Annotated in this window: 13 protein-coding genes; 5 read left to right on the top strand and 8 right to left on the bottom strand. The window is 72.1% G+C overall.

Annotation, left to right across the window (positions count from 1 at the left end; translation table 11 throughout):
* Positions 1 to 12 precede the first annotated feature (12 nt).
* The 3 genes from HD601_RS28390 to HD601_RS28400 are packed head-to-tail and all read right to left on the bottom strand — an operon-like array spanning position 13 to position 3,962.
* A complete protein-coding gene (locus HD601_RS28390) occupies positions 13 to 960 on the bottom strand; it encodes an ABC transporter permease (protein WP_184827653.1) in 948 nt (315 codons plus the stop codon).
* The gene (locus tag HD601_RS28395; protein ID WP_184827655.1) at positions 961 to 1,869 is read right to left on the bottom strand and encodes an ABC transporter permease; all 909 of its coding nucleotides are present in this window, start codon (positions 1,867 to 1,869) and stop codon (positions 961 to 963) included.
* Positions 1,866 to 3,962 (bottom strand): dipeptide ABC transporter ATP-binding protein, encoded by a 2,097-nt coding sequence (locus HD601_RS28400; RefSeq protein WP_221441395.1) that lies wholly within the window; start codon positions 3,960 to 3,962, stop codon positions 1,866 to 1,868. The genes HD601_RS28395 and HD601_RS28400 overlap by 4 nt, the downstream gene beginning before the upstream one ends.
* A 190-nt stretch (positions 3,963 to 4,152) precedes the next feature.
* Between HD601_RS28400 and HD601_RS28405 the strand changes: the two genes are divergently transcribed.
* Entirely contained in the window at positions 4,153 to 4,881 is a 729-nt protein-coding gene (locus HD601_RS28405; protein WP_221441396.1) for an FCD domain-containing protein, read from the top strand.
* Positions 4,882 to 5,031: 150 nt separating this feature from the next.
* On the opposite strand, the gene HD601_RS28410 is transcribed toward HD601_RS28405, so the two are convergent.
* The gene (locus HD601_RS28410) at positions 5,032 to 6,279 is read right to left on the bottom strand and encodes an MFS transporter (protein ID WP_221441397.1); all 1,248 of its coding nucleotides are present in this window, start codon (positions 6,277 to 6,279) and stop codon (positions 5,032 to 5,034) included.
* Positions 6,276 to 6,908 carry a TetR/AcrR family transcriptional regulator gene (locus HD601_RS28415; protein ID WP_184827659.1) on the bottom strand — a complete coding sequence of 211 codons (633 nt, stop codon included), beginning with the start codon at positions 6,906 to 6,908 and terminating at the stop codon, positions 6,276 to 6,278. The genes HD601_RS28410 and HD601_RS28415 overlap by 4 nt, the downstream gene beginning before the upstream one ends.
* A gap of 124 nt (positions 6,909 to 7,032) precedes the next feature.
* Here HD601_RS28415 and HD601_RS28420 point away from each other — a divergent pair, with 124 nt between their 5' ends.
* A complete protein-coding gene (locus HD601_RS28420; RefSeq protein ID WP_184827661.1) occupies positions 7,033 to 7,596 on the top strand; it encodes a hypothetical protein in 564 nt (187 codons plus the stop codon).
* A gap of 37 nt (positions 7,597 to 7,633) precedes the next feature.
* Here the strand turns inward: HD601_RS28420 and HD601_RS28425 are convergent, their stop codons facing one another.
* Positions 7,634 to 8,239 (bottom strand): TetR/AcrR family transcriptional regulator, encoded by a 606-nt coding sequence (locus tag HD601_RS28425; RefSeq protein ID WP_184827663.1) that lies wholly within the window; start codon positions 8,237 to 8,239, stop codon positions 7,634 to 7,636.
* Between the two features lie 98 nt (positions 8,240 to 8,337).
* Here HD601_RS28425 and HD601_RS28430 point away from each other — a divergent pair, with 98 nt between their 5' ends.
* The 3 genes from HD601_RS28430 to HD601_RS28440 all read left to right on the top strand — a co-directional run bounded on the left by HD601_RS28430 (position 8,338) and on the right by HD601_RS28440 (position 11,735).
* Positions 8,338 to 9,075, top strand: coding sequence for an SDR family oxidoreductase (locus HD601_RS28430; protein WP_184827665.1), 738 nt, complete (start codon positions 8,338 to 8,340; stop codon positions 9,073 to 9,075).
* Positions 9,072 to 10,187, top strand: a complete 1,116-nt coding sequence (locus HD601_RS28435; RefSeq protein WP_221441398.1) for a PQQ-dependent sugar dehydrogenase — start codon at positions 9,072 to 9,074, stop codon at positions 10,185 to 10,187. The genes HD601_RS28430 and HD601_RS28435 overlap by 4 nt, the downstream gene beginning before the upstream one ends.
* 84 nt (positions 10,188 to 10,271) lie before the next feature.
* Positions 10,272 to 11,735, top strand: a complete 1,464-nt coding sequence (locus HD601_RS28440; protein WP_184827667.1) for a HEAT repeat domain-containing protein — start codon at positions 10,272 to 10,274, stop codon at positions 11,733 to 11,735.
* Between the two features lie 34 nt (positions 11,736 to 11,769).
* On the opposite strand, the gene HD601_RS28445 is transcribed toward HD601_RS28440, so the two are convergent.
* Together HD601_RS28445 and HD601_RS28450 are read right to left on the bottom strand one after the other, a co-directional pair.
* Positions 11,770 to 12,219 carry a hypothetical protein gene (locus HD601_RS28445; protein ID WP_184827669.1) on the bottom strand — a complete coding sequence of 150 codons (450 nt, stop codon included), beginning with the start codon at positions 12,217 to 12,219 and terminating at the stop codon, positions 11,770 to 11,772.
* A gap of 11 nt (positions 12,220 to 12,230) precedes the next feature.
* Complete coding sequence (locus tag HD601_RS28450; protein WP_184827671.1) at positions 12,231 to 13,733, bottom strand: hypothetical protein; 1,503 nt, start codon at positions 13,731 to 13,733, stop codon at positions 12,231 to 12,233.
* Positions 13,734 to 13,805 lie beyond the last annotated feature (72 nt).

Here is a 13,805-nt window from a genome sequence, read left to right on the forward strand (position 1 = left end):
ACGGAGTGGATCTCAGGTCAGCCGGATACGTGGATCGAGGACGGCGTAGAGCGTGTCCACGAAGAGGTTGAGCAGCAGGAACGTGGCCACCACGAACAGCACGCCGCCCTGGACGAGGGCATAGTCGCGTTCGCCGATCGCGGTGTAGAGCAGCCGGCCCAGTCCGGGGTAGTTGAAGACGGCTTCGATGACGACGGTGCCTCCGAGGAAGCTGCCGAGCTGGAGTCCGACGATGGTGACGGTGGGCAACGACGCGTTGCGCAGCGCGTGGCGGCGGATCACGTCGCGTTCCGGCACGCCCTTGGCGCGGGCGGTCCGGATGTAGTCCTTGCCCATGACCTCGCCCAGCGACGTGGCGAGGAAGCGGGCGGTGACGCTGGAGGTGTGCACGGCGACCGCGAGCGCCGGCAGGATCGTGGCCGTCGACGCGCCGCCCGGGTCCTGCCAGACCGGGATGAAGTCGCTCGACGCGGGCAGCCACTGTAGCTGCACGGCCAGCACGATGATCAACAGCAGGCCGAGCCAGAACGTCGGCACCGCGAGGCCCGCGGTGAGGTAGCCCTGGAGTAGCCGGCCGGCCACCGAGTGCGGCCGCAGTGCCACGACGATGCCGACCGGCACGGCGATGAGCAGCGTCAGCGCCATCGCGAACGCGGCCAGTTGCACCGTCGCGGGGATCCGGTCGAACAGCTCCCGGACCACCGGTTGTCCCGAGTAGTACGAGGCGCCGAGATCGCCGGAGACGGCGTGGCCGATCCACGACAAGTACTGCTCCACGACGGACCCGCCCAGGCCGAGCCGCTCGCGGGTCGCGCTCAGCTCCGCCTCGCTCGCGTCCGGACCGAGGAGCACCGACGCGGGGTCGCCTGGCAGCGCGAACGTGAACGCCCACACGGCGATCGAGCCGAGCAGCAGCACCACGGCGAACTGCAGCAGCCGGCGGATCAGGTGCCCGTACATCTAGACCGCACCTCCGGTCGTGATGCGCACCGCCGAGTAAGGGCTCGCGCCGCTCACCGCGAGCTGCAGGCCGCGCCCGATGCGGTCGAGACAGAAGACGGTCGCGACCAGGCAGAGCCCGGGGAACAACCCGTAGCTCGGGCTCTGGTAGAGGTAGGAGCGGGCTTCCTGGAGCATGCCGCCCCACGACGGCGCCGGTGGGGGCGTGCCCAGGCCGAGGAAGGCCAGGCCCGCCTCGACCACGACCGCCATCGACGCGGTGACGACGAGCTGGATGACGATCGGGCCGAGCACGTTCGGCAGCACCGTCCGCAGCATCGTGTCCGGTGTGCTCGCCCCCATCCCCCGCGCGGCCAGTACGAAGTCGCGGTCCCGGATGCCGAGCGTGGCCACCCGGGTGAGCCGGGCGAACTCCGGCACCGCGCCGATCCCGATCGCGAGGATCAGGTTGAACCGGCCCGGACCCAACACGACGATCATGACCAGCGCCAGGAGGATCCCCGGCACCGCGAGCAGCAGGTCGACCAGGCGCATCGCGACCGCGTCGACCCACCGTCCGAGGTAGCCGGCGAGCAGCCCCAGCGGCACTCCGATGCCCGCGCCGACCGCCGCGGCGCCGGCGGCGGCGATGAGCGAGGCTCGGGCGCCGTAGATCAGGCGGGACAGGATGTCCCGGCCGAGCTGGTCGGTGCCGAGCAGGTGCGCGCCGGACGGGCCGAGCAGCGACTCGCCGTCCTGCGCGGCCGGGTCGAACGGCGCGATCAGCGGCGCGGCCATCGCGACCACGACCAGCAGGAGCATTCCCGTGGCCCCGACAACGGCCGACCGGGACCGGGCGAACCGGCGCAGCGACGCCAGGCGTCGGCGCGAGACCAGCGCGGAGCCGGACGGGTTCGGGGTGGTGCTCATCCGGCCACCTCCGGCGTCAGCTCCGCGAAGTGACAGGCCGTGTGGCCGCCGTCGACGAGCCGCAACGGCGGTTCCTTCTCCGCGCAGACGGCTGCGGCGATCGGGCACCGGGTCCGGAACCGGCAGCCCGAGGGCGGATCCACCGGGCTGGGGACGTCGCCGCCCAGCGGTACCCGCTGCCGGTCAGCGCGGCCGACGGGATCGGGTACCGGCACCGAGGCCAGCAGGGCGCGGGTGTACGGGTGACGCGGGTCGTCGTATACCCGCCGCACCGATCCGGACTCGACGATCCGGCCGAGATACATCACCGCGACCTCGTCCGCGACCTGACGGATCACCGCCAGGTCGTGGCTGACGAACAGGTACGCCATGGCGGACTCGCGCTGCAGGTCGGCCAGCAGGTTCAGCACCTGCGCCTGGACCGAGACGTCCAGCGCCGACACCGGCTCGTCGAGGATCAGCAGCCCCGGCCGCGACGCCAGCGCACGGGCGATCGCGACCCGCTGGCGCTGGCCGCCGGAGAACTGCGCCGGCAGACGGTCGGCGTGCTCGGTGCGCAGGCCCACCCGGGTGAACAGCTCGGCCACCTGGCGCCGGCGCTGGTCCTGGGGCACACCCTGCAGGCGAAGCGGCTCGGCGACGTTGTCGCCGACGCTCAGTCGCGGGTTCAGCGACGCGTACGGGTCCTGGAACACCATCTGCGCGCGGCGCCGGATGCGCCGGAGCCGGGAGCGGCCGGCCATGCCGACGTCGTCGCCGTCGACCAGGACCCGCCCGCCGGTCGGCTCGACCAGACGCAGGACGAGTCGCGCCAGGGTGGTCTTGCCGCAGCCGGACTCGCCGACGAGCCCCAGTGTCCTCCCGGCCGGGACCCGCAGCGAGACCCCGTCGACCGCGTGCACCCACGCCGACGGACGAGCGAACACGCCGGACCGCACCGGGAACCGGGCCACGGCGTCCTGGACGTCGAGCACCGGCGCGGCCGGTTCGCCGGTGGGGTCCGACGCGTCCGGCGACCCGGCCGGCACGCCGACCGGCTGGGCGGCGAGCAGGCTCGCCGCCTCGTCCGGAAAGTGGCAGGCGCTGGTGCCGTCGTCGTCCGCCAGCGCCTCGGGCCGCACCTCGGTGCACACCGAACGTCCGCGCGAGACCGGGCACCGCGGCGCGAAGGCGCACCCCGGCGGCAGCTCGCTCGGGTCCGGTGGCTGCCCCGGGATCGGGAGCAGGCGCTCGGACGCCGTGTCGAGCCGGGGCAGGGCGCCGAGCAGGGCCGCCGTATAGGGGTGTCGCGGCCGGGTGAAGATCCGGGTGACGTCGCCGGACTCGACGATGCGGCCGCCGTAGGTCACGCCGACCCGGTCGGCGGTCTCCGCCACCACGCCCAGGTCGTGGGTGATCAGCACCACGCCGGCACCGGTCTCCTGCCGCGCCACCCGCAGCAGGTCCAGGATCTGCGCCTGCACGCTGACGTCCAGCGCGGTGGTGGGCTCGTCCGCGATCAGCACCTTCGGGCGGTTGGCGATCGCCATCGCGATCATCACGCGCTGGCACATGCCACCGGAGAACTGGTGCGGGTACTGGTCGTAGCGCGCCGCCGGATGAGGGACGCCCACCATACCGAGCAGGTCGACGACCCGGGCGCGCGCCCCGGCTGCGGTCAGGGCGCGGTCGTGCACCCGCAGCGTCTCGGCGATCTGATGACCGACCCGCTGGACCGGGTTCAGCGCCGAGATGGCGTCCTGGAAGATCATGGCGACGTCCCGGCCGAGCCGGCGTCGCAGCTCCGGCTCGGGCAGGGCGAGCAGGTCGACGCCGCCGAGCAGGGCCCGGCCGGACACCCGGCGCAGGTTCGGTGTGCGCAGCAGACCCAGCGCGGCGAGTACCGACACGCTCTTGCCCGATCCGGTCTCCCCCACCACGCCGAGCGTCTCGCCCTCGAACACGTCGTAGCTCATGCCGTCGACCGCGCGGACCAGACCCGCCGGAGTCGCGAACTCGACGACCAGATCGCGCAGGCTCAGCACCGGCTGCCCGGCACCGCCGCCGGCCGCGACCGGCGTGCCGTCACGGGGGGCGATCCCGTCCCGGGTCACGCCATCGAGGGCTCCACCAGACACCGACGACCTCCTCGTCGCTCCACCGCGGACCGCAGTTTCTGCAAGATGTCCTACAGTTTTCGCCACCGTAGAGTCGACGCTTGATCGTGTCAAGGCTCGCAAGATATCCTACAGGTCAGCACCGAAAGGGAGGGCGAGCCAGAACGTGGCCACTCAGCGGAACGACGTGGAGCCAGACTTCCGGCGACTGGACGACAGGGCTCCGCTGCACCAGATCGTGCAGCACGAGATCAGGAACCACATCCTCAAAGAGGGGCTGCGCCCCGGCGACCCGCTCAAGTCGGAGTCCGAGCTGGCCAGGCTGTTCGGAGTCAGCCGCAACTCGGTCCGCGAGGCGGTCAAGGCCCTGGAGTCCACCGGCGTCCTCGAGACGCGCCGTGGCAGCGGCGTCTACATCCGCGACTTCTCCTTCGCCCCGCTGCTCGACCACCTCCCCTACGGCCTCATGCAGGGCAACCGGGCCCTGCGCGAGCTGGCCGCACTGCGCAAGACCCTCGAGTCCGCCCTCATCACCGACGCGATGCGGGCCATGACCCCGGAGAGCATCGCGGCGATGCGCGAGACCCTGACGACCATGCACGAGCTCGCCGAGCGGGGCGAGGACTTCCCCGAGCAGGACCGGCAGTTCCACCAGCTGCTGTTCCGCGATCTCGACAACACGATGCTGCTGCGCCTGTTCGACCTGTTCTGGCGGGCGTTCCACGCGGCGGCCCCGCCGGCGCGCGGCCGCACACCGATGGACGCCTACCAGGGCCACGCCGCCATCCTCGACGCGATCCTCACCGGCGACCCGGACCAGGCGCGCCAGGCGATACAGGACCACTACATCGGTATCGAGTCCAAGCTCACCGAGGGCCCGGCGGCGGAGGCGCCGGCCGCCGAACCCCTGCAGTAGCTCGGCGCCGGCTCGGGTGAGAGCTCACGCTCGCGCGGAGCCGCCCCGATGGCTCTCAGGCTCCAGAGCCGGCGTGGCGGCGACGTGGATCTCCACCCGGCCGGGGTGTCCTCACCGCCGAGCGACCCGCATTCCGGGCACGTGGCCGCCTCAGCGTTCCACGCGCCGCAGGTCGCGCACGGCCGGGATCGCCAGCAGCAGGGTGCAGGTGACGAGCGCCATCGCCGCCGACACGAACAGCAGCGGCACCGTACCGGCGATGATCGCGAGCGGCCCCGCCAGCGCCTGACCGATCGGCTTCATCACCAGCGAGCCGGCCGCGTCGTACGCGTGCACCCGGCCGAGGACCTCCTGCGGGATGTGCGTCTGCACGCTGGTGTGGAACATGACGATCCAGAACGCCATGCCCACGCCGCTCACCGCGTAGCACCCGGCGACGAAGGGACCGGGAAGGCCGAGCGCGACACTCAGCGGCATGAGCGTCCACAGGATCATGGCGAGGGCGCCGGCCCGAAGCGGATACCTGGGGCGGAGCCTGATCGCGACGAGCCCGCCCAGCACGCTGCCCGCTCCGAGGGCCGACATGACCAGGCCGAACGTCGTCGATCCGTAGTCGGTGACGAGGGTGCTGTAGCCGAGGGTCATGGCGGGTCCGGCGCCGGCCAGCTGCCAGAGCATGTAGACGACGATGACGCTCCACAGCCACGTCCTGGCCCGGAACTCCCGCCACCCTTCGACGAGATCGTCCCGGAACGACGACACGCCGCCGCGCTCGGCCGGGCCCATGGAGACCGAGCGGATCCGGAGCAGGCACACGCCGCTCACCGCGTAGGTCAGCGCGTCGAGCGCGACCACCGCCGCGGGTGAGGCGACCACCAGGAGCAGACCGGCCACCGACGGGCCGATCACGGCGGTCACCGACTCCGAGATCCGCAGCGTGGCGTTCGCCTTCTGCACGTCGCGCGAGATGCGCGGAATGATGCTGGCGACTCCCGGCTGGAACAGGGCGCTCCCGGCTCCGACCAGTGCCAGCAGCACCAGGATCAGCCACAGAGGTGGCGAGCCCAGAAGGAACACCCCCGCGAGCACCGACTGGAAGCATAGCCGGGTCGCGTCCGACACGATCATCATCCGCCGGGCGCCGAAGCGGTCGGACAGCACTCCGCCGAAGATGATCAGCACGGCGAACGGCGCGATCAGCGCAGCGAGCGCGTAGCCGACGCCACTCGCCCCGTACCCCGCTCCGATCACGGCGGCCGTGATCGCGACCGGAAGCATCGCGTCGCCCAGCAGCGAGGTGGTACGGGCCGCGAAGAACAGCCGGAAGTCCGCCGTCCACAGCGGCGGAACGGGTGCATCGCCGTCGACGCGCGGGTCGTGCACCGGCGAACGGCTCACCGGCCGCTCGGCGCACCGGAGGAGTCGCTGGCGGCCGGCGTCGCCGTCGTGATGACCGCCACGAAGGCGTCCCCGAGGGCATCGGCCACTGACGCCGGCTCGCCGAGATAGCCGTTCACCATCGCCCCGTCGCGCAGGATCAGCAGCTGCCGCGCGGTGGAGTCGACGTCGCCGACCCCGGCCTCCGCGGCGATGCCGGCGAAGTGGTCGAGCGTCCATCGCCGGTGCGCGTCGACGGCGGCCCGGACCGGGTCGCCGGGATCGGGGTACTCCGCCGCGGCGTTGATGAACGCGCAGCCGCGGAACCCCGGGCGGCAGCTGGCGGCGCCGATGCCGGCAGCGAGCTCGCGCAGCGACGCCACGGGGTCACCGTCATGACGCGTGCTGCCCATCCACGCCCGCTCCGCGGCCGCCTGCTGCTCGAGGTAGGCGACGACGAGCTCGCTCTTGGTGCGGAAGTGGCGGTAGAAGGTGACCTTGGTGATGCCGACCTGCTCGATGATGCGGTCGGCGCTCGTGGCGCGGATGCCGTGGGCGTAGAACAGCTCGTTCGCGGCGGCGAGGATGCGGCTTCTCGTGGCGGACGCCGACGTCGTGCGCACCGCCGGTCCGGTGGTGTCGGCGGACATGCCGTGCTCCCCTCTCGGTCCGGCCGGCGTTGCGCCGGCGCTGCGGTCAGTCTAGAGTCAGCAATGTAGACGTACTAGTAACTCTACATCGTAGATCGGCCCACTACCCCGACAGAGAGACATCATGACCACAGTGGAATCGGCTCCCCTGCCGCAGCTCACCGCGACGTTGCGCCGCCTGTACCTCGTCCGCTTCGCGTTCGCGGCCGCCTGGGCCGCAACCCTCCTGCTCACCGCACCCGGCACCGGGCCGCTCCTGACCGTCCTCCTGGTCGTCTATCCGCTGGCCGACGCGGCCGCCGTGCTCTGGCAGCTGCGATCCGATCGCCACACGCCGGGCCCGCGGGTGGCGGAGCGGATCAACGTGGCGGTCAGCCTCGCCGTCGCCATCGCACTCGGCTGGGCGTCGACCGTGTCCGTCGCCGCCGCTCTCGGGGTCTGGGGCGCGTGGGCCGCGACATCCGGCCTCGCGCAGCTCGTCGCCGCCACACAGCGCCGCCGCTCCGGCGGCCAGGTGCCGCAGATCCTGAGCGGCGCCATCTCCGTCGTGGCCGGACTGGCCTTCCTGGCGCAGTCGTTCCAGGACGCCGACAGCATCTCCGGAGTGGGTGGCTACGCCATGCTCGGCGGGATCTTCTTCCTGATCTCGGCCATCCGCCTGAGCCGGCGGCATCGGCAGGCAGCCTGACGGTGCCGATGCGGTACCGGCGAGACGCTGCCGAACGTCAGCGTGCGCGGGCCGCCCCGTAGAGAGCCTGATCGACCAGCCTGGGGACGAGGGTCTCGTCGAAGGGAACTTTGAGGACGAGCAGCCGGTGATAGCAGGCGCCCCAGAGCTGGTCGACGATCACCTCGAGGTCGGCGTCCTCGCGCAGCTGGCCCCGCTGCTGGGCGGCGTGCAAACGGTCGCGGGCGAGCTCGCGCCGCGGGCGCGCGTACTCCTCGGCCCATGCCCGCGCGACGTCCGGGTCCGTCTGCGCGGCGCCGACCAGTTCGGACACCGGTGTGGCGGCGCCCTCGCGTGTCAGCCACCGCACGAAGGCCGTCAGCTGCGCGACGAGGTCCGCCCGGATGTCGCCGGTGTCCGGGAACCGCAGTACCGGCGCGCTCTGAGCGAAGTAGGCCTCGGCGGCCAGCGTTCCCGGCGAGGGCCACCACTTGTACAGCGTGACCTTGCTCGATCCCGCCTCCCTGGCGACGCGATCGAAGGTCACCGCGGGCAGCCCTTCGTGCAGCAGCAGGCGGCCGGCCGCGGCGAGCACGTCCGCGCGGACCTCCGCGGCCGGCCTGCGGCCACGACCGCGATGGCGGGTCGCGTGCTGTTCGGTCATCGATGCCCACCTCGGAACGACGTCATGTGAACAGGTTGTACATTTCTTGCTCGAGCATTAATGTACATCTTGTTCACATCTTAGCGAGGAGCCCAGCCATGACCAGCACCAGCGAGCGTGTCGCGATCGTGACCGGCGCCTCCGGCGGCATCGGCCGGGCCAGCGCCCTGCGGCTGGCCGCCGACGGCACCGCCGTCGTCGTGCACTACAACGGCAACAAGGACCGCGCCGACGAGACCGTGGCGACCATCGCCGCGTCCGGAGGGCACGCGGTGGCCGCCGGCGGCGACATCGCCGACGAGGAGGCGGCCGCGGCCCTGTTCGACGTGGCCAAGCGCGCCTTTGGCGGCGTCGACGTGCTCGTCCACACGGCGGGCATCATGCCGCTGGCGCCGATCGCGCAGCTCGACCTCGAGGTCCTCGACCGGGTCCTGCGCGTCAACGTGCGGGGAACCGTGGTCGTCGACCAGCTCGCCGCGCGGCTGGTGCGCCCGGGTGGGGCGATCATCAACCTCTCCACCTCGATCACGCGCCTGCAGGCCCCGGCCTACGGCGCCTACGCGGCCTCCAAGGGCGCCGTCGAGGCGCTGACCCTGATCCTGGCCCGCGAGCTGCGTGGCCGCGACATCACCGTCAACACCGTCGCCCCGGGACCCACCGCCACCCCGCTGTTCCTGGAGGGGAAGAGCCCGGAGCTGATCGAGCAGATCGCGAACAACAACCCGTTCCAGCGGCTGGGCTACCCGGGCGACATCGCCGAGGCCGTCGCGTTCCTGGCCGGACCCGCCCGCTGGGTCAACGGCCAGACCATCTTCGTCAACGGCGGCGCAGCTTGAGGCCCGCCACACTGGCCGCGGCGGTGGGCGTCATCCTCATGGGCTGCACGAACGCGCCGGCCGAGCCATCGGCGCCGACAGAGCGGCCGGCCACGGCCGTCGCGACGGCCGTGGCGACGCTGGCCGAGCCGGAGGAGCTGACCGCCGGCCTCGAAGCGCCATGGGGACTGACCTTCCTGCCCGACGGGACGGCGCTCGTCTCCGAGCGGATCAGCGGACGGATCCTGCGCGTGCCCGCCGACGGCGGAGACGCCCGGACCGTCGGCGTCGTCCCCGACGTCGATGTCTCCTCCGAAGGAGGGTTGCTCGGGATCGTCGCCTCCCCCGGCTTCGACGAGGACCGCACGGTGTACGCGTCCGTCTCCGGCGCCGACGAGAACCGGATCGTCGCGCTCACCATCGCCGACGACTTCGGCTCCCTCGCCGTCGAACGTGTGCTGCTCGACGGCATCCGGACCGCCGACCGCCACCACGGCGGGCGAATCGTCATCGGCCCGAACGGGCACCTCTGGATCGGAACCGGCGACGCCTTCGAACCCGAGAACGCCGCCGCCGCCGACTCCCTCAACGGCAAGATCCTGCGCATCGCCACCGACGGCTCCGTCCCCGCGGACAACCCGGAGGACTCGCCCATCTTCTCCGGCGGGCACCGCAACGTGCAGGGCATCGCGTTCGGGCCCGACGGCACCGCCTACGCCTCCGAGCTCGGACACCGCACCTGGGACGAGGTCAACGTCCTGCGCCCCGGCCAGGACTACGGCTGGCCCGAGACCGAGGGCGTCGCGGGCGACACCGGCGTGGCACCCATCGCGACGCTCCACCCCGACGACGCCAGCCCCTCCGGCCTGGCCCACGCCGCGGGCTCACTGTGGATCGGCGCGCTGGGCGGGCAGCGGCTCTGGCAGCTCCCCGTCGACGACGGCACGGCGACGGCCGAGCCGATCGACCATCTCGTCGGCACCTACGGCCGGATCCGCACCGTCGAGGTCGCACCCGACGGCGCGCTGTGGCTCGTCACGTCCAACACCGATCGCGCGACCTGGGGCGGGACCGACCCGCGCCCCGGCGACGACCGCATCCTCCGCGTCGAGGTGCTCGAGCCGGCGTCGTGACGAAGCGACGACGACATGATGTGCCTGCATGGTGAAGGCAGAAATCGGTACGACCCCCGGTGGCCGGCGCGAGACGATGAACCCGTGACGTCGCTGACGGAAGCCCGTGAACTGGCCGTCACGTTGGCCTCCAAGGCCCGCGACGGTGGACCTGCCGACTGGCGCGGCGGCGCTGCGGAACTCGAGGCACTCGACGGCCGTTCCTGGCTCGTCCTCGATCAGGCCGCCCGCACCTTCACCTACGCCACGGGCACCCCGGTCGGCGGGGTGCGTGGCTGGCTCGACCCCAGTGTCGGCGAGCCGACCGGATTCGTCGCCGTCGTCACCAGCATGCACGTCGACGGCCGACTGCGGGAACGAGCCACCCAGATCCTGGCGACGAATCCGGCAGGTATCGCGGCCTCGGCACTCGCTGTCCGCCTCCTCGACCACGTCCCACAAGTCCGCGCGGCCGCGTGGACGAGCCTGCAACCGCAGATCGACGCCGACAACGCCGCCGCCGTCCTCGAGGTCCTCCTGGCCGGCCGCGGCCGACAACACGCAGCCTGGGCGGTCGACCAGGTCCGGCAGGCCCTGATCGCCGGCCCAGGTCTCGAAGACGTCGTTCGGACTCTCCGTACGAGCAGCCGACGAAACGTCCGCAGGTGGGCCCACGAGCTCGGCCATCAGCGCGACCTTCTCACCGCAGACCAACTCGTCGACACCGCAGGCAACGACCCCGACCAATGGCTCCGCGCCGCCTGCGCCGACTGGCTCATGCACGTCGGCGACCCGAGCCACATCGTCCAGCTCCTCGACGCCGGCAGCGTGGAGAGCCGCCTCGTCGCGCTCACACGACTACCGGACGACCGACTCTCGGACGAAGCCATCCGGGCGCTCCTGACCGACCGCGCACCCAGAGTGCGCGAATTGGCCCGATGGCGTGCGCGCCGCCGCGGACTCGACATCGTCGGCCATTACCGGAGCCAACTCGCCACGTCACCCATGTCGCCGCGGGTCCTCGCAGCCTGCCTGGACGGGATCGCGGCCGTCGGCGACGAGTCCGATCTGCCGTCGTTCATCGACCACCTGGGCCACCGGAACGTGCGCGTCCGCGCCGCGGCCGTCAGCGCCATCCTCGGGCGCGCTTCGAGCGACGAGGTCGCAGGTCTTCTCGCCCCTGTTCTTCTCGACCCCAGCCCCCGCGTGAGCGCGACCGCCGCTCGCTCCCTGGCCCGGTCGGGCGCACCGCCATCGCTCGCGAGCGAAGCGTGGGCGTCGGAACGTCCAGCGCACCGGCGAGCCGCCTGGCAGCTGTCGCGCGCGAGCGGCGGATGGCACCGCGTCGAAGCCGACCTGCGTGCGGCGGGTGATCCTGATGCGCACCTCGCGTCGCTCGGCGAGGCCGGCATCGCGAACTGGTTGGCGGTCGGCGCCGCCACGACCTGGGACCACCTCACCGACGAACAGCGCACCCGGATCGCCGACCTGCTCGCCGCGGCCGGGCTCGACGCCGAGCGGGCGCGGATCGTCGCGTTCCATGCCGCACTCACCGGGATGACGTCCTGACGTCGGTGGTGACACCGACGCCCCGGGCCGGCTGCTACGTCCGCTCGAAGACGAGGTCGAAGTCCTTGCTCCAGGTCACCCCGTGGTCCTCCGACGCCTCCCACGCGCCCGTGATCCGGTCCGGTCCCACGTCGGCGACGAACCGCTGGGACCGGTCGGGATCGTCGCGCACCAGGGTCCACCGCGAGCCGTCGAAGGTCATGGCGTAGACCCGGCAGACACCGCGTTCGTCGTGGTAGAGGGCCGTGTAGGCGTCCTGCGGGTCGTTGCGGCCGAGCACCAGCATCATCGTGCTCGTGGCCGGCGCGACGTCGCCGTCCATGGTCCAGCGGAAGACCACGACCGCGTCGTCGAGCCACTCCGCCGTCGCCGTGCCCGGCACCTCCCGGCCGGCCGGTTCCAGGAACCAGGCGTTGCTCATCGTCACCCGCCAGGATCCGGTCAGGACGTCCAGCCGCTGCATGGCCTCGCTGCGCATCGTCACACCCCGCATCGTCACACCGCCCGCAGGTACAGGACCGCCGGGCCGTCGAACGGCGCGGCGAAGGGAACGGGCCGGGTCTCGGCAACCTCGACGTCGGCGGCGTCCGCCTCGACGCGACGGGTCACGTCGAACCACTCCGCCCGCCACCGTCCGGGCGCGAGGTCGACGGTGAACGAGGCACCGCCGTCGGGCTCCAGCACGAGCACCTCGCGGCCGTGGGCGACCAGCGCGTATCCGGTCGACGCGGTGTCGGTGCGCGGCTCGGTGTCGACCAGTGGGAGTCGCTCCGCGTAGCGGCGGGTGTCGCCCATCGCGTACCGGGCCGCCTCGTAGTACTCGAAGGGCGGGACGCCGGCCTCCGGGTCGGCCGTCCCGGTCGGCTCCAGGCCGCCGATCAGCCCGAAGTCCATGAGGATCGGGTGGTGGCCGCGCAGGAACGACTTCCACGCCCACAACGGGTCGGCGCTGCCGGGGGCATAGTGGTCGGTGTCGCTGATCACGACCTTGCCCCCGTCGGCGACCGGAGGGTCGGCGAACCAGCGCGAGGGCTCGGCACCCGGGTCCATCGGGTGCCGTCCGTCGGTGAACCGGTCGTCGTCGTAGCCGGGAGAGATCCACTCGGCGGCGCTGGCGAGCAGCGGCTCGTTGACCCGGGTCTGGTCCCGGACCGGGAACTGCATCGTCATCCCGATCGGGTGCGGGTCGTAGCCGCGGTCGCGCTCGTGCCGCTGGACGACGTCGATCACCCAGTACTGCCAGGAGGTTGAATCACCCCACGACGGAACCTCCTTCATCCCGAGGTACTCGGCGAACTCCTGGCTCACCGCGCCGTCGCCGGTGGACTCGTTGGACACCTCCCACAGCACGTTCGGCAGGTCGTGCAGGGTGTCGACGACCTTGGTGACGAACGCCCGCTGGATCGCCTCGACGCGCGGGTCGAGCGGCAGCACCTGCAGATCGTCGATCGACTCCGCGGAGACGCCGTTGACGTTGTTGAGCTCGTGGAACGGGTGCCCCTCGATGTGGTCGGGCGGCGGGCTCAGGTGCAGGGCCCAGCCGTCGAACAGCAGCACGTCGACATAGATGCCGGCCTCGCCCGCCTGTACGACCCGCTGGCGCAGGCGGTCGAAGAACGCCTCGTCGAACCGCTCGAGGTCGAACCGCGGCCTGCCGTCCTTGGCGGTGCCCGGCCCGGTGCGGGCCCACGGCTGCGGGGACATGTCGAGGTGGTAGTTGCCGCCGGCCGCCTGCGACCGGAACTGCTCCCAGCGCCAGAGGCGGATGAGGTTGTGGCCGCGTTCGGTGAGGAAGCGCAGGTAGGCGTCGAAGTCGACGCTCTCCGGCTCGTCCGGGGCCTCGGCGCCGGGACCCATGCCGTCCTGCAGGTTGTTCCAGATGTGCGACCCGGTGAGGTAGACCGCGCGGCCGGTGTCGTCGTCGCGGTGGGTGAAGTAGCGCGGGTTGCGAGCGGACACGACCAGCGGGCCGGGGCCGATCGGCGTCTCGGAGGTCATCGGTTGCTCCTCGGGTTCGGACTCGAGACGGACTCTCGAGGTCGATGCGACCAGCGTCGAGGAGGCGGCGGC

It is taken from the genome of Jiangella mangrovi (assembly GCF_014204975.1).
GTDB lineage: Bacteria > Actinomycetota > Actinomycetes > Jiangellales > Jiangellaceae > Jiangella > Jiangella mangrovi.

What these genes read in the sequence shown, in the direction of transcription:
- HD601_RS28395 (WP_184827655.1), bottom strand. Translation starts at nt 1,869, where the DNA reads ATGAGCACCACCCCGAACCCGTCCGGCTCCGCGCTGGTCTCGCGCCGA.
- HD601_RS28420 (WP_184827661.1), top strand. Translation starts at nt 7,033, where the DNA reads ATGACCACAGTGGAATCGGCTCCCCTGCCGCAGCTCACCGCGACGTTG.
- HD601_RS28450 (WP_184827671.1), bottom strand. Translation starts at nt 13,733, where the DNA reads ATGACCTCCGAGACGCCGATCGGCCCCGGCCCGCTGGTCGTGTCCGCT.
- HD601_RS28390 (WP_184827653.1), bottom strand. Translation starts at nt 960, where the DNA reads ATGTACGGGCACCTGATCCGCCGGCTGCTGCAGTTCGCCGTGGTGCTG.
- HD601_RS28425 (WP_184827663.1), bottom strand. Translation starts at nt 8,239, where the DNA reads ATGACCGAACAGCACGCGACCCGCCATCGCGGTCGTGGCCGCAGGCCG.
- HD601_RS28415 (WP_184827659.1), bottom strand. Translation starts at nt 6,908, where the DNA reads ATGTCCGCCGACACCACCGGACCGGCGGTGCGCACGACGTCGGCGTCC.
- HD601_RS28430 (WP_184827665.1), top strand. Translation starts at nt 8,338, where the DNA reads ATGACCAGCACCAGCGAGCGTGTCGCGATCGTGACCGGCGCCTCCGGC.